Annotated in this window: 21 protein-coding genes; 13 read left to right on the top strand and 8 right to left on the bottom strand. The window is 70.2% G+C overall.

What is annotated here, in order from left to right:
- Positions 1-107 precede the first annotated feature (107 nt).
- Positions 108-2,096 (bottom strand): glycosyltransferase, encoded by a 1,989-nt coding sequence (locus tag BN159_RS18055; protein WP_015658447.1) that lies wholly within the window; start codon positions 2,094-2,096, stop codon positions 108-110.
- On the bottom strand, positions 2,093-3,364 hold the full coding sequence (locus tag BN159_RS18050; RefSeq protein WP_015658446.1) for a nucleotide sugar dehydrogenase: 1,272 nt from the start codon (positions 3,362-3,364) through the stop codon (positions 2,093-2,095). Before BN159_RS18050 ends, BN159_RS18055 begins: the two co-directional genes overlap by 4 nt.
- A 289-nt stretch (positions 3,365-3,653) precedes the next feature.
- Between BN159_RS18050 and BN159_RS18045 the strand changes: the two genes are divergently transcribed.
- The gene (locus BN159_RS18045) at positions 3,654-5,078 is read left to right on the top strand and encodes a cellulose binding domain-containing protein (RefSeq protein ID WP_015658445.1); all 1,425 of its coding nucleotides are present in this window, start codon (positions 3,654-3,656) and stop codon (positions 5,076-5,078) included.
- A 24-nt stretch (positions 5,079-5,102) separates the two neighbouring features.
- Here the strand turns inward: BN159_RS18045 and BN159_RS18040 are convergent, their stop codons facing one another.
- On the bottom strand, positions 5,103-5,990 hold the full coding sequence (locus BN159_RS18040; RefSeq protein WP_041819474.1) for a hypothetical protein: 888 nt from the start codon (positions 5,988-5,990) through the stop codon (positions 5,103-5,105).
- 395 nt (positions 5,991-6,385) lie between these two features.
- Between BN159_RS18040 and rplM the strand changes: the two genes are divergently transcribed.
- The 3 genes from rplM to glmM all read left to right on the top strand — a co-directional run bounded on the left by rplM (position 6,386) and on the right by glmM (position 8,968).
- Positions 6,386-6,829, top strand: coding sequence for a 50S ribosomal protein L13 (gene rplM, locus BN159_RS18035; protein WP_015658443.1), 444 nt, complete (start codon positions 6,386-6,388; stop codon positions 6,827-6,829).
- 42 nt (positions 6,830-6,871) lie between these two features.
- Positions 6,872-7,393, top strand: coding sequence for a 30S ribosomal protein S9 (rpsI, locus tag BN159_RS18030; RefSeq protein WP_015658442.1), 522 nt, complete (start codon positions 6,872-6,874; stop codon positions 7,391-7,393).
- 216 nt (positions 7,394-7,609) lie between these two features.
- Positions 7,610-8,968 carry a phosphoglucosamine mutase gene (glmM, locus tag BN159_RS18025; protein WP_015658441.1) on the top strand — a complete coding sequence of 453 codons (1,359 nt, stop codon included), beginning with the start codon at positions 7,610-7,612 and terminating at the stop codon, positions 8,966-8,968.
- Positions 8,969-9,037: 69 nt separating this feature from the next.
- Here glmM and BN159_RS18020 read toward each other — a convergent pair whose 3' ends face one another.
- Both BN159_RS18020 and coaA read right to left on the bottom strand, forming a co-directional pair.
- Positions 9,038-9,967 (bottom strand): DUF389 domain-containing protein, encoded by a 930-nt coding sequence (locus BN159_RS18020; RefSeq protein WP_015658440.1) that lies wholly within the window; start codon positions 9,965-9,967, stop codon positions 9,038-9,040.
- 16 nt (positions 9,968-9,983) lie between these two features.
- Positions 9,984-10,973, bottom strand: coding sequence for a type I pantothenate kinase (gene coaA, locus BN159_RS18015; protein WP_015658439.1), 990 nt, complete (start codon positions 10,971-10,973; stop codon positions 9,984-9,986).
- Positions 10,974-11,136: 163 nt separating this feature from the next.
- Here coaA and BN159_RS18010 point away from each other — a divergent pair, with 163 nt between their 5' ends.
- The 4 genes from BN159_RS18010 (at position 11,137) to BN159_RS17995 (ending at position 15,510) form a co-directional block, all read left to right on the top strand.
- Positions 11,137-12,156, top strand: a complete 1,020-nt coding sequence (locus BN159_RS18010) for a daunorubicin resistance protein DrrA family ABC transporter ATP-binding protein (protein WP_015658438.1) — start codon at positions 11,137-11,139, stop codon at positions 12,154-12,156.
- Entirely contained in the window at positions 12,153-12,962 is an 810-nt protein-coding gene (locus BN159_RS18005) for an ABC transporter permease (RefSeq protein ID WP_015658437.1), read from the top strand. The genes BN159_RS18010 and BN159_RS18005 overlap by 4 nt, the downstream gene beginning before the upstream one ends.
- Positions 12,963-13,050: 88 nt before the next feature.
- Positions 13,051-14,898: a glutamine--fructose-6-phosphate transaminase (isomerizing) gene (gene glmS, locus BN159_RS18000; protein WP_015658436.1), complete on the top strand. Its 1,848-nt coding sequence runs from the start codon at positions 13,051-13,053 to the stop codon at positions 14,896-14,898.
- 111 nt (positions 14,899-15,009) lie between these two features.
- On the top strand, positions 15,010-15,510 hold the full coding sequence (locus tag BN159_RS17995) for an RICIN domain-containing protein (protein ID WP_015658435.1): 501 nt from the start codon (positions 15,010-15,012) through the stop codon (positions 15,508-15,510).
- A 33-nt stretch (positions 15,511-15,543) separates the two neighbouring features.
- Here BN159_RS17995 and BN159_RS17990 read toward each other — a convergent pair whose 3' ends face one another.
- Both BN159_RS17990 and BN159_RS17985 read right to left on the bottom strand, forming a co-directional pair.
- Positions 15,544-16,983, bottom strand: coding sequence for a bifunctional ADP-dependent NAD(P)H-hydrate dehydratase/NAD(P)H-hydrate epimerase (locus BN159_RS17990; protein WP_015658434.1), 1,440 nt, complete (start codon positions 16,981-16,983; stop codon positions 15,544-15,546).
- Between the two features lie 22 nt (positions 16,984-17,005).
- Complete coding sequence (locus BN159_RS17985; protein WP_015658433.1) at positions 17,006-17,377, bottom strand: holo-ACP synthase; 372 nt, start codon at positions 17,375-17,377, stop codon at positions 17,006-17,008.
- A 117-nt stretch (positions 17,378-17,494) separates the two neighbouring features.
- Here BN159_RS17985 and alr point away from each other — a divergent pair, with 117 nt between their 5' ends.
- The 4 genes from alr (at position 17,495) to BN159_RS46225 (ending at position 20,715) form a co-directional block, all read left to right on the top strand.
- Entirely contained in the window at positions 17,495-18,679 is a 1,185-nt protein-coding gene (gene alr / locus BN159_RS17980) for an alanine racemase (RefSeq protein WP_015658432.1), read from the top strand.
- A 21-nt stretch (positions 18,680-18,700) separates the two neighbouring features.
- On the top strand, positions 18,701-19,918 hold the full coding sequence (locus BN159_RS17975; protein ID WP_015658431.1) for an alpha/beta fold hydrolase: 1,218 nt from the start codon (positions 18,701-18,703) through the stop codon (positions 19,916-19,918).
- Positions 19,890-20,396 (top strand): tRNA (adenosine(37)-N6)-threonylcarbamoyltransferase complex ATPase subunit type 1 TsaE, encoded by a 507-nt coding sequence (gene tsaE, locus BN159_RS17970; RefSeq protein WP_015658430.1) that lies wholly within the window; start codon positions 19,890-19,892, stop codon positions 20,394-20,396. Before BN159_RS17975 ends, tsaE begins: the two co-directional genes overlap by 29 nt.
- A gap of 160 nt (positions 20,397-20,556) precedes the next feature.
- Positions 20,557-20,715: a hypothetical protein gene (locus BN159_RS46225; protein ID WP_015658429.1), complete on the top strand. Its 159-nt coding sequence runs from the start codon at positions 20,557-20,559 to the stop codon at positions 20,713-20,715.
- Positions 20,716-20,719: 4 nt separating this feature from the next.
- Here the strand turns inward: BN159_RS46225 and BN159_RS17965 are convergent, their stop codons facing one another.
- Positions 20,720-21,274 carry a L,D-transpeptidase gene (locus BN159_RS17965; RefSeq protein WP_015658428.1) on the bottom strand — a complete coding sequence of 185 codons (555 nt, stop codon included), beginning with the start codon at positions 21,272-21,274 and terminating at the stop codon, positions 20,720-20,722.
- A 108-nt stretch (positions 21,275-21,382) separates the two neighbouring features.
- On the opposite strand from BN159_RS17965, the gene tsaB reads away from it, so the two are divergent.
- Positions 21,383-22,039, top strand: coding sequence for a tRNA (adenosine(37)-N6)-threonylcarbamoyltransferase complex dimerization subunit type 1 TsaB (tsaB, locus tag BN159_RS17960; RefSeq protein WP_015658427.1), 657 nt, complete (start codon positions 21,383-21,385; stop codon positions 22,037-22,039).
- The last annotated feature ends 3 nt before the right edge of the window (positions 22,040-22,042 follow it).

The raw sequence follows: 22,042 nt of genomic DNA, 5'->3' as shown, positions 1-22,042 counted from the left end.
CTCCGCGTCGCCGCCCTCCTCCGCCTTGCAGCTGCACGCACCAGAGCCCGCTCGGGTCGGCCGGCCTGCACTGTTTCTTGCAGCCGGCCTGATCCAAACGACAGGCCCTAGCGGTGGTTGCCGAACCAGCCGTCGTCCTGGTGCTCCGGGGCGTGCGGCTGGTTCTCCGGCGGCCACTGTTGTTGCTGTGGCTGGTGTTGCTGCTGTTGCGGGTACGGGCCCTGCGGCTGCTGCGGGATGTGCGGGATGTACGGCTGCTGTTGGCCGTAGTCCTGCTGGCCCTGCCAGTTGTTGTACTGCTGCTGCGCTTGCTGTTGCTGTTGCTGTGCGTGCTGCTGGTAGGGGTCCTGCGCCTGGCCGGGGTAGGGCTGCTGGTACTGCTGGTACTGCGGGGCCCCGTAGCCCTGCGGCGGCACCGGCTGCGGTTGCTGGTGCTGCTGCTGAGGGATGTGCTGGCCCGGCTGCGGCTGGTGGGGGATGGGCTGCGGCTCGGTCACGCCGTTCCACGCCACCTGCTGCTGGGGCGCGTTGCGGCCCATGTCGCGCAGCTCGCCCTGGGTGTGCCCGGTGTAGGCCTGGGCCATGCCGTTGGGATTGCGCGGCGAGGCGTGCGGGGCCGTACGGGCCAGGGCGATGCCCTCCAGACGCATCATCTCGATGGTCGAGGAGACCTGCTGGGACGAGTACTCGTCCTCTTCCTCGTACACCGCCGAGACATCCTGCTCGTGGTCGCCGGCCACGGAGACCTCGACGCCGCCCTGACGCGTGCCCCAGCTGCCCTTGTGCAGGGTGACCAGGGCGTAGAAGCGCAGCGGGGTCAGCAGCACCAGCTGGATGACGCCGTACAGCGGGGCCAGCAGGAACATGCCGAAGCGTTTGATGAAGCCCATGCCGCGGCGTGGGAAGTCGAGGTACCGGACGTTGCGCAGGTACCCCATGAGGACCATGAACAGCAGGTAGTCACCGATGTGGTTGACGAACCGTTCCGGCTGCATGATCGGCAGGATGACCATGGAGTAGAACATCGCCGTGCCGAAGACCAGCCACAGCGCGAGCTCCATGCAGGTCAGCCAGAAGGCGGGCCGGAACTTCTTCTGGTTCTTGAAGGCCCACAGGGACTCACGGAAGAAGGACTTGTTCCAGCGCACCTGCTGACGCAGGAAGTGCGGCAGCTTCTCGGGGACGGCGGTGTAGCCGACGGCCGTCTCCTGGAAGACGACCTGGCCCTCCATCAGGCAGTAGTTGGTCATCCGCCGGTCGTCGCCGAAGACGGCCGGCTTGCCCAGGAACTGCTGGTTGAGGAAGTCCGGCAGGTACTTGCGCACCAGCGTGCCGCGGTACACCGAGAGCGCGCCGCAGCAGCACAGCACCGACTTCAGCCGGGAGTACGCGGCCCGCTCGAAGAGGAACGAGTTGCCGTACCGCAGGTCCTGGAGCCGGGTGAAGATGTTGCTGTCGTGGTTGAGCGCCAGCACCATGCCCGTGGAGGCCATGATCTTCGGGTCGGCCATGGGGAGCAGCAGCTCACGGACCGTGTCCCGGGACAGGATCGTGTCGGAGTCCACGCACAGGAACAGGTCGGAGTAGGGCGCCGCCTCGAAGCCGAGGGCGAGGGCCTCGCGCTTGCCCTTGTTCTCGGGCTGGACGCTGACCGTGTACTTCACGCCCTGCGCCTCGAACTCCCGGCGCAGCTTCTTCGCGGCCTTGATGCCGGAGGAGTCGGCGCTGGCGTCGTCGATGATGTGGATCTCGTTGGGGAGCCGGCTCTGCGCGAGAAGGCTGCGCATGCCCTGCTCGAACATCACCGGGTCCTCGTTGTAGATCGGGATGACCGCGGTGACCCAGGAGTTGTCCAGCAGCATCAGCTCTTCGCGGTCCGCCTTGGCGGGCCGGTAGAAGAGGGCACCGAACATCTTCAGGGCGAGCAGACCGAGGGCGCCGAACGAGTAGAGGTGGAGCGAGTCCGGGTCGAGCTTGGTGACGATGACGGCGGCGATGGCGAGGAAGACGAAGTACGAGACCTTCAGATGCCGTCTGCGCTTGTGTCGGCGGCGGCCGTCGTTGTCGACGGCCCCGGGTATGTAGGTGTCGGTCACAGCTTGACCACCTGGGGGTGGTCGGCCGACTTGCCCCGGGTGTCGAAGAGCAGCCGGGAGCGGTCGGCCAGCTCGTCCAGGTCGAGCTCGCTGTGCTGCTGGAGAAGGATGGTCAGATCCGCTTCGGCGGCGCCGGCGAGGTAGTCCTCGACCCGGGGCACCGCGGTGCCCTCGACGGTCCAGTCCGCGACGCGGGGGTCGTAGTAGACGAGGTCGGCACCGCGCTCCAGCAGCAGCTCGGCGACATCCACCGCGGGGCTCTCCCGCTGGTCGGAGATGTCCGGCTTGTAGGTGACGCCGAGCAGCAGCACACGCGAGCCACGGATCGGCTTGCCCTGCTGGTTGAGCAGATCGGCGGCGCGGGACACGACATGGGCGGGCATCCGCTGGTTGATCTCCTGGGCCAGTTCCACGAACCGGAACGGTATCCCGAGCGAACGCACCTTGTAAGAGAGGTAGTTGGGGTCGATCGGGATGCAGTGACCGCCGACCCCGGGGCCCGGGTAGAAGGGCGCGAAGCCGAAGGGCTTGCTGGAGGCGCAGCGGATGGCGTCCCAGAGGTCGACGCCGATCTCGCGGCAGAACATCGCCATCTCGTTGACGAGCGCGATGTTCACGTGCCGGTAGGTGTTCTCCAGCAGCTTGGCCATCTCGGCTTCACGCGTGCCCTTGGCCTCCACCACGCTGCCCACGAAGCGCTCGTACAGCGAGCGGGCCGCCTTGGTGCAGTCCGGGGTGGTGCCGCCGACGACCTTGGGGGTGTTCTCCAGGCCGTAGGTCGGGTTGCCCGGGTCGATGCGCTCGGGCGAGAAGGCGAGGTAGAAGTCGGTGCCCGCCTTCAGGCCGCCGGCCTCCAGGCGCGGGCGGACCACCTCGTCGGTGGTGCCCGGGTAGGTCGTGGACTCCAGGACGACGAGGGTGCCGGGCCGCAGGTGGGCCGCGATGTCGGCGACGGCGGAGTCCACGGCGCCGAGGTTGGGCGCGCCGTGCTCGGTCAGCGGGGTCGGCACACAGATGACGACGGCCGCCGCCTCCGCGATGACCTCGGGCGTGGAGACCGCCCGGAAGCCCTGGTCGAGCATCGTGCGGACATCGGCGTCGCTGATGTCGTCGACGTGCGAGGAACCCGAGCTCAGACCCTGCACCACCGGCTCGCTGCGGTCGAGGCCTACGACCTTCAGGCCGGAAGCGCTTGCCGCCCTGGCAAGGGGCAGCCCGACGTAGCCGAGCCCGATGATCACGAGGTCGACTGTGGAGTTTCGGTTCACGGCAATACTTCCCACCCCGGCGCCACCCAAGCCCCCAGCCCGGGCGCACAGTCATTCAATTGAATACAGGAGCAAGCAGGCTAACAGCGTCCACACATGTGTTCACACGTCGCACACAGTCGTTTTTGTCACGTGAAAGCGCGTACAACCCTTCTGCATGGTCATGAGTCGGTCCCTTCACGTCGGATTCCGGTCCGAACCGACCCCTGGCGCCCGGCGCGGCGACGGGTACCCTCTTGCCGATTCCGCATCCGCCGGGCGCACGCCCGCGCCCTGAAGGAGATCTCACGTGGCGTCCCGCCGTCAGCCCCGCCGCCGCAGTGGCATAGCCCGCGCGTTCAAGGTTCTGCTCGTGGTCGCAGTCCTGGCCGGTGGCGTACTGGCCGCGAAGCCGCTGTGGAACCACTTCAACCCGGAGGACCCCGAGCTCACCGTCCGCTACCGGACGGAGACCGAGCCGGAGGCGGACGCGGTCCGGCCGTGGCTGGAGGTCTTCAACACCTCCGAGAAGCCCGTGCCGCTGAGCGAGGTTTCGCTTCGGTACTACTTCACCGCCGACGGGGACGCGTCGTACGGCTTCAATTGTGTGGAAGCGGCCCTCGGCTGCTCGAATCTGACCGGTTCCGTGGTCGCCATGGACACGCCGCACGAGGGTGCCGACCACTACCTGGAGCTCGGGTTCACCGAGAAGGCGGGCGTGCTGAAGCCCGGTGCGAACAGCCGTGGACTGGAGATCCAGCTCTACCGCACCGACCACAAGCCGGTCGACCAGGACGGTGACTGGTCCTACGACGCCGAGAAGCGGACGTACCAGGAGTCCGACCGGGTGCCCGCCTACAAGCGCGGCGCGCTGGTGTGGGGCGAGGAGCCCGGCGGCAAGGGCGCCGAGACCTCGGCGAAGCCGGTGTCCCGGGCGGTGCCGGAGCTTCCCGAGGGCGGCTTCTTCGACGACTTCAACTATCGGGGCCCGAAGGACACCGCGCTGTTCAAGCACGGCTGGCTGGTGCGCACGAGTAAGGGCGGACCCGGCATCGAGAACACCTGGACCGCGAAGGGCGTCTCGTTCCCGGGGGACGAGGAGGCGCTCGGCGGTCAGGCGCTCAACCTGCGCGCGGCCACCGACGGCACCAAGGCCGGCACCGAGCAGGCCGCCCTCGGCACCAAGGAGGCGAAGTTCCGCACCGGCACCTACGCGGCGCGCATCCACTTCACCGACAAGCCGACCACCGGTGACAACGGCGACCACATCAACCAGACGTTCTTCACCATCGGCGGCTCCGGGAGCAAGTACGCCGAGCTGGACAACGAGTACATGCCGAACGGCGGCTGGGGCGCGCCCGGCCCGAAGCTGGACACCACGACCTGGCGCAACGCCGACGAGGGCGACCGCGTCACCAGCAAGACCGAGCAGAGCCTGGCCGGCTGGCACACCATGGTGATCACGGTCAAGAAGGACTCCGTCACCTACAGCCTCGACGGCAAGACCCTCTACCGCAGCGGCTCCGACTACGCCCCGCGGGCCGACATGGCGGTCAACTTCAACACCTGGTTCGTCGACCTGCCCTTCACCGGCGACCGGGCCTGGGACATGAAGGTCGACTGGTTCTACCACCAGTCCGGCAAGGCCCTGACCGCAGAGCAGGCCGAGGAGGCCGCGAAGGAGTTCCAGGGCAACGGCATCGGCTGGTTCGACACGCTGCCCTCGGGCTCCTGAGGATCCCTGAGGAGTCCTGAGCGATCAGCCCGCCTGGGCCGCCGCCGATGCCTGTGCCTCGCCTCGGCGGCGGATCTGGTCGAAGGTGAAGTCCTGGAGGGCGTCGCCGGCCGCGAAGACCTCGGTGCTCTTGTTGGTGACGTCCTTGCCGTTGGTGAAACCGGCGACCGTGAAGTAGGCGTAGCGGCCGTAGGAGTTCCGCGTGGAGCGGCAGACGGCGGAGTTGCAGAAGGACTTCACGCCCTTGCCGGACAGGGCCCGCACGATGCTCTTGTCGTCGGTCTGGCCCTTGGCCTTGGCCGCCTGCGCCTCGGTGTCGAAGACCGCCACGCCGATCGTGACCGCGATGCCGCCGTCGACGTAGGTGACCCGCATCAGACGCGTGCAGTCGTTGGCGTCGAGGATCTTCGGCAGGGTCTTCAGGGCCGCCGTCGAGCAGTCCTTGGTGTCGGCCGTCGGACCCTTCTTGTAGAGGGTCTCGCCCAGGGTGAGCTGCTGGTCCGGGAAGAGGGTCCCGGGGCTCAGCGGGGCGGTGTCCTTCTTCGCGCTCGCGATGAAGTCGTTCGGATCCAGCGGGGGCGGCGCGCTCGTCGGCTCGAAGGACGGCTCCGGGCCCGTGGAACCGCTCGGTATGTCCGCGGTCGCGGGCAGCTGGGCGGTCGGCTTGTTGGAGGCGTCGTCGCCGTTCGCCGACACCACGGCCACGGCGACCGCCGCGGCTATGCCGACCGTGGCCAGCGCGCCGCCGCCGATGAACAGCAGCCGACGTCGCTTGTTACGGGACTCGGACGCCTCGGCGAGTGCGGCCCAGTCCGGGGTCTGGCTGTCGCCGCCGCTGTTCCACGGCTGCTGGGAATGCGGTTTCCAGGGATCCCACTGGGACTGGGGTCCCCCCTGCTGCCCGAAGCTCATGGGGCGCATCTTAGACGGGGACCGGGGGATGCCGTTCCGCCCCAAGGAGCCCTGGGCGCCCTGGGGTTGCGGCAACCTGCGAGCGCAAATACGACATCTCCGGGTGCTTGGTACGACCCGCGTCCCGGTGTCCGGGCGCCGGGTGGAGGTAAAATCTGCTCCCGTGACAGCAGCGACCTCGTTTTGACCCGTCCGGGGCAGCACGAGTATTCTTGCGGACTGTTATGCGTATCGGCTTGGTCGTTCTCACGCGAGAGGCCCTTACGTAGGTTCCCTGGAGCAGTTACCAGTGGGCGGCATACGGGCAGCGTCCCCGGCACTGTCGTCCCCAGCTGCACGATCGCTTCATGGATGCCATGTGTCAGCACCCATCCACTGAAGAAGAAGGCTGCGAAGTGCGTACGTACAGCCCTAAGCCCGGCGATGTGACTCGTCAGTGGCACGTCATTGACGCTCAGGACGTCGTCCTGGGCCGTCTCGCCACGACCGCCGCGTCCCTCCTGCGGGGCAAGCACAAGCCGATCTACGCGCCCCACGTCGACACCGGTGACTTCGTCATCATCATCAACGCCGACAAGGTGCACCTCTCCGGCAACAAGCGGACCCAGAAGATGGCGTACCGCCACTCGGGCTACCCGGGTGGTCTGCGCTCCGTCCGCTACGACGAGCTGCTCGCGAAGAACCCCGAGAAGGCCATCGAGAAGGCCGTCAAGGGCATGCTCCCCAAGAACACCCTGGGCCGTCAGATGCTCACGAAGCTGAAGGTCTACTCGGGCGACCAGCACCCGCACGCTGCGCAGCAGCCGGTGCCGTTCGAGATCACCCAGGTCGCGCAGTAAGTCCGGCCACCCCCTAAGACTGAACAGAATCTGAGGAGAATCGTGGCCGAGACCACCACCGAGCAGCCGGTCGAAGAGACTGAGCTCGTCGACATCGACAGCTACACCACCGAGTCCGAGGTCCCCGTCGAGGGCGAGTACACCTCGGAGTCCATGGCGTCCCGCTTCGGCGAGCCCCAGCCGGCCGCCGGCCTGGGCCGTCGCAAGAACGCCATCGCCCGCGTCCGGATCGTCCCGGGCACCGGCAAGTGGAAGATCAACGGTCGCACCCTTGAGGACTACTTCCCCAACAAGGTGCACCAGCAGGAAGTCAACGAGCCCTTCAAGGTGCTCGAGCTCGAGGGCCGCTACGACGTCATCGCCCGCATCGCGGGTGGCGGTGTCTCCGGTCAGGCCGGTGCGCTCCGTCTCGGTGTCGCCCGTGCGCTGAACGAGGCCGACGTGGACAACAACCGCGGCGCCCTGAAGAAGGCCGGCTTCCTCCGCCGCGACGACCGTGCGGTCGAGCGCAAGAAGGCCGGTCTGAAGAAGGCCCGCAAGGCTCCGCAGTACAGCAAGCGTTAAGCTTCGCTGCCTGCAAGCTCGTACTCGCGACTTCAGCAGTACGTCCGGACGCCCCGGCGGCACGCCACAGTGCCGCCGGGGCGTTCGTTTATCGCGGCCGTGGGCGTATAACGACACAAGACGCTCAAAGGTTTGTGCGATCGGGTGATCTTGGACGATCTCCGCAGATGATCCCGGTCGCGGCACCGGATAAGTGACGCTTCATCAGGAGGACAAGTGGGACGACTCTTCGGCACGGACGGCGTGCGCGGTGTCGCCAACGCGGATCTGACCGCCGAGATGGCGCTCGGTCTGTCGGTCGCGGCGGCCCACGTGCTCGCCGAGGCGGGCACCTTCGAGGGCCACCGGCCGAAAGCCGTGGTCGGACGGGACCCGCGCGCGTCCGGGGAGTTCCTGGAGGCCGCCGTGGTCGCCGGTCTGGCGAGCGCGGGCGTCGACGTGCTGCGGGTCGGCGTGCTGCCCACCCCCGCCGTCGCCCATCTCACCGGCGCACTCGGCGCCGACCTCGGCGTCATGCTCTCCGCCAGCCACAACGCCATGCCGGACAACGGCATCAAGTTCTTCGCCCGGGGCGGTCACAAGCTCGCCGACGAGCTGGAGGACCGGATCGAGTCCGTCTACGAGTCGCACCGGCACGGCGAGCCGTGGCAGCGGCCCACGGGCTCGGGCGTCGGCCGGGTGCGCAGCTACGACGAGGGCTCCGACCAGTACGTCGCCCATCTCATCGGGGTGCTCCCCAACCGGCTCGACGGGCTGAAGATCGTCCTCGACGAGGCGCACGGTGCCGCCGCGCGGGTCTCGCCGGAGGCCTTCTCGCGGGCCGGGGCCGAGGTGATCACGATCGGTGCCGAGCCGGACGGGCTCAACATCAACGACGGCTGCGGCTCCACCCACCTGGACCTGCTCAAGGCCGCCGTCGTCGAGCACGGTGCCGCGCTCGGCATCGCGCACGACGGTGACGCCGACCGCTGTCTCGCCGTCGACCACACCGGTGAGGAGGTGGACGGCGACCAGATCCTGGCCGTACTCGCGCTGGCGATGCGGGAGCGTTCCGCACTGCGCTCCGGCACCGTTGTCGCGACCGTGATGTCCAACCTCGGGTTCAAGCTGGCGATGGAGCGGGAGGGGCTTCGCCTCGTTCAGACCGCCGTCGGTGACCGGTATGTGCTGGAGGAGATGAAGGAGCACGGGTACGCGCTGGGCGGTGAGCAGTCCGGGCACGTGATCATCCTTGATCACGCGACCACGGGTGACGGGACGCTGACCGGGATGCTGCTCGCCGCTCGGGTCGCGGAGACCGGGCGGTCGCTGCGGGAGCTGGCGGGTGTGATGGAGCGGCTGCCTCAGGTGCTCATCAATGTGCCGGATGTGGACAAGTCCCGGGCCTCGACGTCTGCGGAGCTGGCTGCTGCCGTTGCTGACGCGGAGAGGGAGCTGGGGGCTACTGGGCGGGTGCTGTTGCGGCCTTCCGGTACCGAGCCGTTGGTTCGGGTGATGGTCGAGGCGGCCGATATTGATCATGCTCGGGCTGTTGCCGGGCGGCTGGCCGATGTTGTGAAGTCGGCGCTCGGCTAAGCGTCTGCGGGGAGCTGTTGGCGGCCGGGTGCGAGTTCGTCGTGGCCGGTCGCGCAGTTCCCCGCGCCCCTAGGCATGCTGTCGTTGCCGGTGCCAGAACCACTTCTGGGCGAGGAGCGTCACGACTCCCGCCAGCACGATGCCCAGCAGGTTCAGCAGTAGCTGTTCCGTCGAACCCCACGTCTGCTTCGTGTCGCCGTAGCTCAGGGCCACTGCCGCGTTCGCCGCTGCTGGGACCGTGGTGACCGAGATGGCTACGCCCACCAGGGCGCCGGACTTCGACGAGGTCAGGGACAGGGTGCCGGCCATGCCGGCCAGGACCGCGACGATGAACGAGAACCAGTCGGGGGCGTAGACGAACGCGGTCTGCGGACGGTCGGCTTCCAGTTGCTCCTCGCTGAACAGGTCGATGGAGTCCATGAAGAGGCTGAAGCCGACGGTGATGGCCATGGCCACGGCGAAGCCGACCAGGAGTGCTGTCAGTGAACGCAGCGCCAGGCGTGGCTTGCGTTGCACCAGCGCTGTGCAGAACCCCGCCAGTGGGCCGAACTCCGGGCCCACCGCCATCGCGCCCACGATCAGGATCGCATTGTCCAGCACCACACCGCAGGCGGCGATCATCGTGGCAAGGGTGATGAACGCGAGGTAGGTGACGGAGAGCGTCGACTCCTCGTGCGTCGCGTCCGTCAGGTGCTCCCAGAGGACCGCGTCCGCGCCCTCGCCGGGGGCCTCCGCCTCCGCCTTGTCCGCGCGCTTGGACAGGGACAGGTCGATGTTCTCCACGGCGATGGAGCCGGAGTCCTCGATGCCGAGACGCTGAAGACCGGTGAGCAGTTCGTCGCCCGCCTCCCGCGCCACGTCGCACAGCACGACATCCCCGGCCGGATTGCGGGCGGAGCCGGGCAGGACCACCAGGTGCGTGGTGCCGATCGTCTCCTCGATCAGACGCACCACCTCGTCCGTGCGGTCGGCCGGAGTGATCAGTCGCAGGTGCAGCATGGCGGCAGCGTAGCCGTCACAGCTTGCGCAGACTCAGCCGCTGCACCTTGTGGTCCGGGCCCTTGCGCAGCACCAGGGTGGCGCGGCCCCGGGTCGGGGCCACGTTCTCCACCAGATTGGGCTTGTTGATGGTCCGCCAGGTCGTCCGGGCGTAGTCCAGGGCCTCGTCCTCGGAGACCTGGGTGTACTTGCGGAAGTACGAGGACGGGTTCTGGAAGGCCGTCTCGCGCAGCTTCTTGAAGCGGTTGAGGTACCAGCGCTCGATGTCCTCGGTGCGGGCGTCGACGTACACGCTGAAGTCGAAGTAGTCGGCGAGGCCGACCCTGGTGCGGCCGTCCTTGCCGGGCAGGGCGGGCTGGAGGACGTTCAGGCCCTCGACGATCAGGATGTCCGGGCGGCGGACGGTGAGCTTCTGGCCCGGCACGATGTCGTAGATGAGGTGGGAGTAGACGGGGGCCGAGACCTCGTCCTTGCCCGCCTTGATGTCGGCGACGAAACGGGTCAGGGCGCGGCGGTCGTACGACTCCGGGAAGCCCTTGCGCGACATCAGGCCGCGGTCCTCCAGCTCCGTCGTCGGCAGCAGGAAGCCGTCCGTGGTGACCAGCTCCACGCGCGGGTGCTCGGGCCAGCGCGAGAGCAGGGCCTGGAGGAGACGGGCGACGGTGGACTTGCCGACCGCGACCGAGCCGGCGACCCCTATGACGAAGGGCGTGCCGGACTGGGAGCCCTGTTCGCCGAGGAAGGTGTTCAGGGCGCTGCGCAGTCCGTCCGTGGCCCCGACGTAGAGATTGAGCAGGCGGGAGAGCGGGAGATAGATGTCCCGCACCTCGTCGAGGTCGATGACGTCGCCGAGGCCACGCAGCTTCTCGACCTCGTCGGCGGAGAGCGGCAGCGGCGTCTTGTCGCGCAGCGCGCTCCACTCGGCTCGGGTGAGGTCGACGTAGGGAGTCGCCTCCGGTTTGTGCCGGTGGGCGCTCCGGGGGATCGGGGAGACCGGAGAGATCACAGTCCATTGTTACGGGAGTACGAACGGACGGTGGGGTGGCATCCGTCACGCGGCGAGCATTACGGGGCGAACCGGGCCAAGACGGGGAATGTCAGTGGCGTGCGTCACAGTTGTGGAAGAGGTGGGCCCGGCCCGGGGTCCACCGACCCCCGAGGGGTGACCCATGACGTATGCGATTGAGGCGGAAGGCCTGGTCAAGCGGTTCAAGGAGACCGAGGCGCTGGCCGGGGTCGATCTGGGGGCCCGCCAGGGCACGGTGCTCGGGCTGCTCGGCCCCAACGGCGCGGGGAAGACGACCGCCGTACGGATCTTCGCGACGCTGCTCCAGCCGGACGGCGGGCGCGCCCGGGTGGCCGGGCACGATGTGGTCCGGGAGGCCGGAGTCGTCCGCGCCCTGGTCGGGCTGACCGGGCAGTACGCCGCCGTCGACGAGAACCTGACCGGTACGGAGAATCTGCTGCTCATCGGTCGGCTACTGGGCATGAGCCGACGGGACGGCAAGGCGCGGGCGCGGGAGCTGCTGGAGCGGTTCCAGCTGACGGACGCGGCCGGGCGGGCCGCGAAGACGTACTCGGGCGGGATGCGACGGCGTCTCGACCTCGCCGCGAGCCTGGTGGGCCGGCCCAGCATCCTCTTCCTCGACGAGCCCACGACCGGCCTCGACCCGCACAGCCGAGGCGAGCTGTGGGACCTGTTGAGGGGACTGGTCGCGGACGGCGCCACGGCCCTGCTGACCACGCAGTATCTGAACGAGGCCGATGTGCTCGCCGACGACATCGTGGTGATCGACAAGGGGCGGGTGATCGCCGAGGGGACCCCGGACGAGTTGAAGTCGCAGGTCGGGGGCCAGGTGCTCCAGGTGCGGCCACTGGTCGCCGAGGAGCTCGGGCGGGTGCACGAGCTGGTCGCTCGGGCGGCCGGGACGCAGACCCAGATCGAGGGCGAGACGGTCACGGCCCCGGTGAAGGACCCCGAGCTGATGCCGGCGGTCGTGCGCACCCTCGACCGGGAGGGGATAGCAGTCGGGGAGCTGGCGCTACGGCGCTCCTCGCTCGACGAGGTCTTCCTGGCGCTGACCGGACACCGCGCCGAGCCGTCCGAGGAGCCCGAGGACGACCCCGACCAGGAAAGTGCCGATCTGGAGAAGAGGGAGAAGAGGGAGAAGGCGGTGAGCCGGTCATGACCGCCACGACCATCACCGCGCCCATCAGCGCATCGGGCCGGGTCCGGCCGCTCGCCGGGCTCCAGCAGACCTTCACCATGGCCTGGCGCAGCCTGGTCGCGGTCAAGCACAACCCGCTCGAACTGGTCGACTACAGCATCACGCCGATCATGTTCGTGTTCCTGTTCACCTATGTCCTGGGCGGCCAGATGGCCGGATCGCCCGAGGCGTATCTGAAGTACGCGCTGCCCGGGATCATCGTGCAGAACACCCTGTTCATGACGATGTACACGGCGATGGCGCTCAACACCGACCTCACCAAGGGCGTCTTCGACCGGCTGCGCAGTCTGCCGATAGCCCGCTCGGCGCCGCTGATCGGGCGGATCACCGCCGACCTCGCCAAGCACCTGTGGGCACTGCTGCTGATGATCGGGCTCGGACTGCTGCTCGGCTTCCGGGTCACCGGCGGCTTCGACGGATTCCTGCTCGGCACCCTGCTGGTGATCGTGTTCGCGGCGGCCGTGTCCTGGAGCGCGGTGCTGATCGGGATGCTGGCCGGGGACGCGGAGAAGGTGCAGGCGTTCGCCTTCACCCTCATCTTCCCGATCACCTTCACCAGCAGCGCCTTCGTCATGGTGGACACCATGCCGGGGTGGCTCCAGGCGTGGAGCGACGTCAATCCGGTGACCCATCTCTCCGACGCCTTCCGGGGGTTGCTGCTCGGCGGGCCGGTGGCGGAGCCGGTGCTGTGGTCGCTGGTGTGGGCGGCGGGGATAGCCCTCGTGTTCTATCCGCTGGCGATGCGGGCGTATCGGGCGAAGACCTGAGGCTGGGAGGCCAAAACGGCGCGAGAATTTCCGAAATCGGGCACGCTGTGGCCGGTTTGGCGGCTGATTCGATCGTAGGCTGCCGGTCATGTGCGGAATCGTGGGATACGTGGGGTCGCAGTCGGCGCTCGATGTCGTGATGGCCGGACTGAAGCGACTGGAGTACCGGGGATACGACTCGGCGGGCGTGGCCGTGCTCGCGGACGGCGGTCTGGCCGCCGCGAAGCGGGCCGGAAAGCTCGTCAACCTGGAGAAGGAACTGGTCGACCGCCCGCTGCCGAGCGGCTCCACCGGGATCGGGCACACCCGCTGGGCGACCCACGGCGGGCCGACGGACGCCAACGCGCATCCGCATCTGGACAACGCCGGGCGGGTGGCCGTCGTCCACAACGGCATCATCGAGAACTTCGCGCTGCTGCGGGCGGAGTTGGCGGAGCGCGGCCACGACCTCGCCTCCGAGACCGACACCGAGGTCGTCTCCCATCTGCTCGCCGAGGAGTTCTCCTCCTGCGCCGACCTCGCGGAGGCGATGCGGCTGGTGTGCCGCCGGCTGGAAGGCGCGTTCACGCTGGTCGCGGTGCACGCGGACGAGCCGGACGTGGTCGTCGGCGCGCGCCGAAACTCGCCGCTGGTGGTGGGCGTCGGGGAGGGCGAGGCGTTCCTGGCCTCGGACGTGGCCGCGTTCATCGCGCACACCCGCTCCGCGCTCGAACTGGGCCAGGACCAGGTGGTCGAGCTGCGCCGGGACGGCGTCACGGTGACCGGCTTCGACGGCAGTGCGGCGGAGGTCCGCTCCTACCACGTCGACTGGGACGCCTCGGCGGCCGAGAAGGGCGGCTACGACTACTTCATGCTCAAGGAGATCGCCGAGCAGCCCAAGGCGGTCGCCGACACCCTGCTGGGCCGCATCGACGTCTCCGGCGACCTGACGCTCGACGAAGTGCGGATCTCCGCCTCGGAGTTGCGCGAGGTGGACAAGGTCGTCATCGTCGCCTGCGGTACCGCCTTCCACGCCGGGCTGATCGCCAAGTACGCCATCGAGCACTGGACGCGGATTCCCTGCGAGGTGGAGCTGGCCAGCGAGTTCCGCTACCGGGACCCGATCCTGGACGCGCGGTCCCTGGTGATCGCGATCTCCCAGTCCGGCGAGACCATGGACACCCTGATGGCACTGCGGCACGCCCGGGAGCAGGGCTCCAAGGTGCTGGCGATCTGCAACACCAACGGCTCCACGATCCCGCGCGAGTCGGACGCGGTGCTGTACACGCACGCCGGTCCGGAGGTGGCGGTCGCCTCGACGAAGGCGTTCCTGACCCAACTCGTGGCCTGTTACCTGGTGGCGCTGTACCTCGGCCAGGTGCGCGGCACCAAGTGGGGCGACGAGATCCGGGCCGTCATCCGGGATCTGGCGGAGATCTCCGGCGAGGTGGAGCGCGTACTGGAGACCATGGAGCCGGTACGGGCGCTGGCCCGCTCGCTGGCCGACAAGAACACGGTGCTGTTCCTCGGCCGGCACGTGGGCTATCCGGTCGCCCTGGAGGGTGCGCTGAAGCTGAAGGAGCTCGCCTACATGCACGCCGAGGGCTTCGCGGCGGGCGAGTTGAAGCACGGCCCGATCGCGCTGATCGAGGACGACCTGCCCGTGGTGGTGGTCGTCCCCTCGCCCCGGGGCCGGTCCGTCCTGCACGACAAGATCGTGTCCAACATCCAGGAGATCAGGGCCCGGGGCGCGCGGACCATCGTGATCGCGGAGGAGGGCGACGAGGCGGTGGTCCCGTACGCCGACCATCTGATCCGTATCCCGGTGACACCGACGCTGCTCCAACCGCTGGTGGCGACCGTGCCGTTGCAGGTCTTCGCCTGCGAGCTGGCGACCGCCCGGGGCAACGAGGTGGACCAGCCGAGGAACCTGGCGAAGTCGGTGACGGTGGAGTGAAGATCACCGCGTCGTTAAGCGTTGGCCAAGAGTTCTACGGGAGTTCGGCCAGGGGTGTCAGGGTGTGCCGCCGGTGAGTGACCGGTGTGACCCCTGATTCTGGAGTGACACATGACCGTTGCCCTGAAGGCGGCGCGGAGACTCGGCGTTCTGCTGCTCGCGCTCGTCTCCGTTCTGGCCGTGACGCAGTCCCAGGCCCAGGCCGTGACCTACCTCGAACTGACGAACCGTAACTCCATCAAGTGCCTTGCCATTCCCGGCTCCAGCGAGAGCAACGGCGTGGTTCCGGTCCAGTGGCAGTGCACGGGCAACACCGACCAGCGTTGGGAGCTGCGCCAGGAGGCGGACAACCGGGTCCGGCTGGTCAACCAGAACAGCGGCAAGTGCCTGGTCGTCGGCAGCGTCACGCCCGGTTCCAAGCCGTTCCAGTTCGGTTGCAGCTCGGCCAACCCGCCGTCCGAGACCGACCTCTGGATCCACGACAGCATCGGCCGGCTGCGCAGCATGTACGCGGACCTCTGCCTCGCCGTCCCCAACTCCAGCACCGCCAACGGCGTCGAGCTGATCCTGTGGAATTGCAGCCTCAACTACGACCAGCGTTGGTACTACTGACCGTCTCCCGCGGGTGATCAGGGACGTCCGGGCTCAGCCCCGGACGTCCCGCCAGGCCCGCACGATCGCCGTCGCCACGTCCTGCGCCCCCACGGGTGCCCCGTCCGCCGCGTACCGCCCGGCCAGCCCGTGCAGATACGCCGCCGCGCTCCCCGCGTCCCGCGCCGGGAGCCCCGCGGCCAGCAGCGATCCGGCCAGGCCCGACAGCACGTCCCCGCTGCCCGCCGTGGCCAGCCAGGAGGTGCCGGTCGCGTTCACCCGCACCGCCCCCTCCTCCGCCGCCACCAGGGTCGTCGAGCCCTTGAGCAGCACCGTCGCCCGGTACCGGCCCGCCAGCTCCCGTACCGCCGCCAGCCGGGCGCCCTCGACCTCCTCGCGCGCGACACCCAGCAGCGCCGCCGCCTCCCCGGCGTGCGGCGTCATCAGCGTCGGTGCCGTACGCGCCCGTACCGTGTCCCGGTCCGCGAGCCGGAGTCCGTCCGCGTCGATCAGTACGGGTACGTCCGCCTCCAGCACCTGCGCCACCGTCGCCGCGTCGTCCCCGGCGCCCGGTCCGACCACCCAGGCCTGCACCCGGCCCGCCTTGCCGGGGCCCCGGTCCGACACCAGGGTCTCCGGGAAGCGGGCGAGCACCGCGTCCCCGGCCGGTCCGACGTACCGCACGGCTCCGGCGCCGCCGTGCAGCGCGCCCGCCACCGCCAGCACCGCGGCCCCCGGGTAGCGCGCGGAACCGGCGGCGATGCCGACCACGCCCCGCCGGTACTTGTCGCTCTCCGGGCCCGGCACCGGCAGCAGCCGGGCCACGTCCGCGTGCTGAAGGGCCTCCAGCGCGGGTTCCTCCGGCAGATCGAGGCCGATGTCGACCAGGCGGACCGTGCCCGCGAAGTCCCGCGCCGGGTCGATCAGCAGCCCCGGCTTGTGGGTGCCGAAGGTGACGGTGAGGTCGGCGCGGATCGCGGCGCCGTGGACCCGCCCGGTGTCCGCGTCGACGCCGCTCGGCAGGTCTACGGCGACGACGGCGGCCCGGGACCGCTCGGCGGCCTCGGCGAGGGCAGCCGCGTCCGGCCGTAGCCCGCCTTTGCCGCCGATGCCCACGATGCCGTCCAGGACCAGGTGGGCCCGCTCGATCAGCGCCTCGGCCGCGGTGCGGTCCGCCGCGCCTTCCACCGTCGTCCCGCCCGCCCTGTGCAGCGCCGCGAGCCCGCCCGCGTGTGCCCGCTCCGGCGCCAGCAGGACCGCGGTCACCCCCGCGCCGCGGCGGGCCAGGCGGGCCCCCGCGTACAGGGCGTCGCCGCCGTTGTCGCCGCTGCCGATCAGCAGCACGACGCGGCTGCCGTACACCCGGCCGAGCAGGTCGGCCGAGGCCGCGGCGAGTCCGGCCGCCGCCCGCTGCATCAGCGTGCCCTCGGGCAGCCGCGCCATCAGTCGCCGTTCCGCCGCCCTGACCGTCTCCACGCTGTACGCAGTCCGCATGGGGTCGAGTCTCTCGTGCCCCTCAGCCTTCCGCGACCACCACCGCGGAGGCCACGCCCGCGTCATGACTGAGCGACACATGCCAGGACCGCACCCCGAGTTCCGCCGCCCGGGCCGCCACCGTCCCCGTCACCCGCAGCCGCGGCTGCCCGCTGTCCTCGACGTACACCTCCGCGTCCGTCCAGTGCAGTCCCGCGGGGGCGCCGAGCGCCTTGGCCAGCGCCTCCTTCGCCGCGAACCGCGCGGCCAGCGAGGCGACCCCGCGCCGTTCCCCGCTCGGCAGCCACAACTCGCTGTCCAGGAACAGCCGCCCGGCCATGCCCGGCGTACGCTCCAGGGACGCCGCGAACCGGTCGATCTCCGCCACGTCGATACCGACCCCGATGATGCTCATGCCGAGCACCCTATGACCGGTGTGTCCTACGTCCGGGTGACCCCCGTCACTCGGCACGCCCCCGCAGCCACAGGGCTCGGCCGGGCTGTCGGACCCCTCTGAGACACTGGGGGCGCCATGACTGAAACTGCTGCCCTGCGGACCGCGCCCCTGCGGGCCCGCGCCGAGATCGATCTGGCCGCCGTGCGCGCCAATGTGCGGGCCCTGCGCGCCCTCGCGCCGGGCGCCGAGCTGATGGCCGTCGTGAAGTCCGACGGCTACGGCCACGGCGCGGCGCAGTGTGCCCGCGCGGCCGTCGAGGCGGGGGCGAGCTGGCTGGGCACCGCCACTCCCGAGGAGGCCCTCGTGCTGAGGGCCAATGGGGGGCTGCCGGACGACGTGCGGATCATGTGCTGGCTGTGGACGCCGGGTGGACCCTGGCGGGAGGCGATCGACGCCCGTCTCGACGTGTCGGTGAGCGGGATGTGGGCCCTCGAAGAGGTCACCGCCGCCGCCCGCGAGGCCGGGCTCCCCGCGCGCGTGCAGCTCAAGGCCGACAGCGGCCTCGGCCGCGGCGGCTGCCAGCCCGGCGACGACTGGGCCGAGCTGGTCCGCGAGGCGCTCGCCGCCGAGGGCGCGGGACTCATCCGGATCACCGGGCTCTGGTCGCACTTCGCCTGCGCCGACGAACCCGGGCACCCCTCCATCGACGCCCAGCTCGACCGCTTCCGCGAGATGATCGCGTACGCCGAGGAGCAGGGTGCACGCCCCGAGGTGCGGCACATCGCCAACTCGCCCGCCACCCTGACCCGTCCGGACAGCCACTTCGACCTGGTACGCACCGGTATCGCCCTTTACGGCATCTCGCCCAGCCCCGAACTGGGCGCCCCCGCCGACTTCGGGCTGCGGCCGGTGATGACGCTGTCCGCGTCCGTCGCCCTGGTCAAGCACGTGCCCGGCGGTCACGGCGTCAGCTACGGGCACAAGTACACGACCGCGGGTGAGACCACCCTTGGACTCATCCCCGTCGGGTATGCGGACGGTGTCCCGCGGCACGCCTCCTCCGCCGGTCCGGTCCTGGTCGGCGGCAAGTGGCGGACGATCGCCGGACGGGTCGCGATGGACCAGTTCATCGTGGACCTGGGCGGCGACGAACCCGAGCCGGGGGAGCGCGCGGTGCTGTTCGGGCCCGGCGACGGCGGTGAGCCCACCGCCGAGGACTGGGCGCAGGCCGCCGGCACCATCGCGTACGAAATCGTCACCCGGATCGGATCCCGTGTTCCCCGCGTCTATGTGAACGAGGGCCAGGCTGACACCCCCTAGTCCTGCGAAGAGGAGCGGTACGTGAGCGAGAGCAGTGCGGAGGCCGTCGCGGCCGTCGCCTCCGCCGGGAACTGGCGCCGCGCGACCGGTATCGCGGGCGCCGCGATAGGCGTGGTCGCCGCGGGCGCCGCGGCCGGTGTCGCCATAGAGCGGCTCACCGTCGGCCGGGGGATGCGGCAGAAGGCCCGCCTCGCGCTCGACTCGGCGGGCCCGTACGGCTCGCTGCGCGGCATGCCCGGAAAGGCGCGGTCCGACGACGGCACCGAGCTGTACTACGAGGTCGACGACGTCGAGCCCGAGGGCGGCCCCGCTCCCCGCCGGCGCCGTCTCTTCGGCCGCAAGGCCCCGGCCCCGGTCACCGTCGTGTTCAGCCACGGCTACTGCCTCAGCCAGGACTCCTGGCACTTCCAGCGGGCGGCGCTCCGCGGCGTCGTACGGACGGTGCACTGGGACCAGCGCAGCCACGGCCGGTCGGAGCGCGGGGTGGCGCAGGTCCAGGACGGGGTGCCGGTCGACATCGAGCAGCTCGGGCGGGATCTGAAGGCGGTCATCGACGCGACGGTGCCGGAGGGGCCGATCGTGCTCGTCGGGCACTCCATGGGCGGCATGACCGTGATGGCGCTGGCCGACCAGTACCCCGAGCTGATCCGCGACCGGGTCGTCGCCGTCGCCCTCGTCGGCACGTCCTCGGGGAAGCTCGGCGAGGTCAACTTCGGGTTGCCCGTCGCCGGTGTCAACGCCGTACGGCGCGTGCTGCCGGGCGTGCTGAAGGCGCTCGGTCAGCGGGCGGAGCTGGTGGAACGGGGGCGCCGGGCGACCGCGGACCTGTTCGCGGGGATCATCAAGCGGTACTCGTTCGCCTCCCGGGACGTCGACCCGGCGGTGGCGCGGTTCGCCGAACGGATGATCGAGGCCACGCCGATCGACGTGGTCGCCGAGTACTACCCGGCCTTCGCCGACCACGACAAGACCGAGGCGCTCGCCCACTTCGCCCAGCTGCCGGTGCTGGTGCTGGCCGGGGTCAAGGACCTGGTCACCCCCAGCGAGCACAGCGAGGCCATCGCCGATCTGCTGCCCGACGCCGAGCTGGTGCTCGTTCCGGACGCCGGGCATCTGGTGATGCTGGAACACCCCGAAGTGGTGACCGACCGTCTCGCCGACCTGCTCACCCGCGCGGGAGCGGTCCCCGCGGGCGCTACCGTGGGTGGCTATGGAAGCAGCACCGCACAACCAGGCTGAGACCGAGCTGACCGTCACCTCTCCCGAGCAGATGCGGGAGCTCGGCCGCCGTCTCGCCAAGCTGCTGCGCGCCGGTGACCTCGTGATGCTCAGCGGGGAGCTCGGCGCGGGCAAGACGACGCTGACCCGGGGGCTCGGCGAGGGGCTCGGGGTCCGGGGCGCCGTCACCTCGCCGACCTTCGTGATCGCCCGGGTGCACCCCTCGCTCGGGGACGGTCCGCCGCTGGTCCACGTCGACGCCTACCGGCTGGGCGGCGGCCTGGACGAGATGGAGGACCTCGACCTCGATGTCTCGCTGCCCGACTCGGTGATCGTCGTGGAGTGGGGCGAGGGCAAGGTCGAGGAGCTGACCGAGGACCGGCTCCAGCTCGTCATCCACCGGGCCGTCGGCGACACCACGGACGAGGTACGGCATGTGACGGTGACCGGGCTCGGGGAGCGCTGGGCGGAAGCCGGTCTCGCGGCGCTGTCCGCCTGAGCCGCCGCCCGGTCCGAGGCGTCCCCGAACAACTCCGGACACCATTCCGACAAGACGTCGGCAAGATATTGCGTTTGTTGTCCCGGGCGTGGTCACATGGTACCCAGCCCGTAGTTAGGTGTGCCTAACTTCGTCCGCCCCCGGCTTTCAGGAGGCGTCCATGTCGGTCACGGACCGGGACGCGAACCCGTCGCGTCCGCCGCGCCCGCCGTCCATGCGCGATCTGCTGGCGTCCTGCGCCGCGGCAACCGCCGTATCGACCCCGCCGCGCGCGCCGGAACCCAGGGCTCCGCAGGCGCGGGAGCGCAGAGCGGCCTGACGGCTCAGCGGATCACGACGACCTTGTGGCCGATCGTCGCGAAGTCCCACAGCGCGTCGCCGTCCGCGCGGGATTCGCGGATGCCGCCGGTGAGCTTCGGTGCGTTCTGCTTCGGGGGCGTGTCGTCCACGGCCGCGCTGAAGCCGACGGACACGCCGCCGACGCTGGTGAAGCGGACCACGTGCTCGACCGGGACCCCGTCGGTGCCGGTGACCCTGCCCGAGCGCGAGGTGACCGTGTAGGCGCCCGGCGCCGGGTCGACCGTGCCGGGGCTCACCTCGAAGGTGCGCCGCACCTTGCCGCTCTTGCCGACCAGCCACACCCGGTCGTCGTCCACCGAGTACACGACCCGTTCACCCCTGCCGGACCCGTCGGGCAGCGCGGTGGGGTTCTTCTTGTTGCGCGGCGCCTTGTACGCGGCCCCCGCGGGCGTGCTGTCCTCGTGCGGCTGCCGGAGTTCGGACGGGACGCTCGCCGAGGCCTGGTAGGCGAGGAAGCCCACGGTCATCAGGGCCGCCGTGGTCAGCCCGGCCACGATCCCGGAGCTGTTGCTTGCCACCGTCGCCCACCTCTTCGCCGTACGTCGTGCTTCCCGGCGACGGTAGCAGCCGGTGACCGCTCCACCGGTGCGGCCGTGCCCGTGCGCGCGGAGCCGTAGGCTGTTTGCGTGCTCTTGCTCGCTCTGGATACCGCCACCCCCGCCGTCACCGTCGCGCTGCACGACGGCACGGCCGTCATCGCCTCGTCGAGCCAGGTGGACGCCCGCCGTCACGGCGAGCTGCTGCTGCCGGCCGTCGACCGAGTGCTCGCCGAGGCGGGGCTGAGGCTCGACGCCGTCACCGCCGTCGTCGTGGGGACCGGGCCCGGCCCGTACACCGGGCTGCGCGTCGGTCTGATGACCGCCGACACCTTCGGGCTCGCGCTCGGCGTCCCCGTGCACGGCGTGTGCACGCTGGACGCGCTCGCCTACGCCGCCGACATCGACAAGGGCCCCTTCGTCGTGGCCACCGACGCCCGGCGCAAGGAGGTCTACTGGGCGACGTATGCCGACTCCCGCACCCGGCTGACCGACCCGGCCGTCGACCGTCCCGCCGAGATCGCCGAGCGGGTCGCGGGACTGCCCGCGGTCGGCGCGGGCGCGCTGCTCTACCCGGACACCTTCCCCAGCGCCCACGAGCCCGAGCACGTGTCGGCCGCCGCCCTCGCCGCGCTGGCCGCCGAGCGGCTCGCGGCGGGCGAGGAACTGCCCGCGCCCAGACCGCTGTACCTGCGCCGCCCCGACGCCCAGGTCCCCAAGAACTACAAGGTGGTCACCCCCAAGTGACAG

It is taken from the genome of Streptomyces davaonensis JCM 4913 (genome assembly GCF_000349325.1).
GTDB classification, from domain to species: domain Bacteria; phylum Actinomycetota; class Actinomycetes; order Streptomycetales; family Streptomycetaceae; genus Streptomyces; species Streptomyces davaonensis.
Note: the sequence above shows the minus strand (reverse complement) of the source record. Positions and strands in the feature narration are given on the sequence as shown.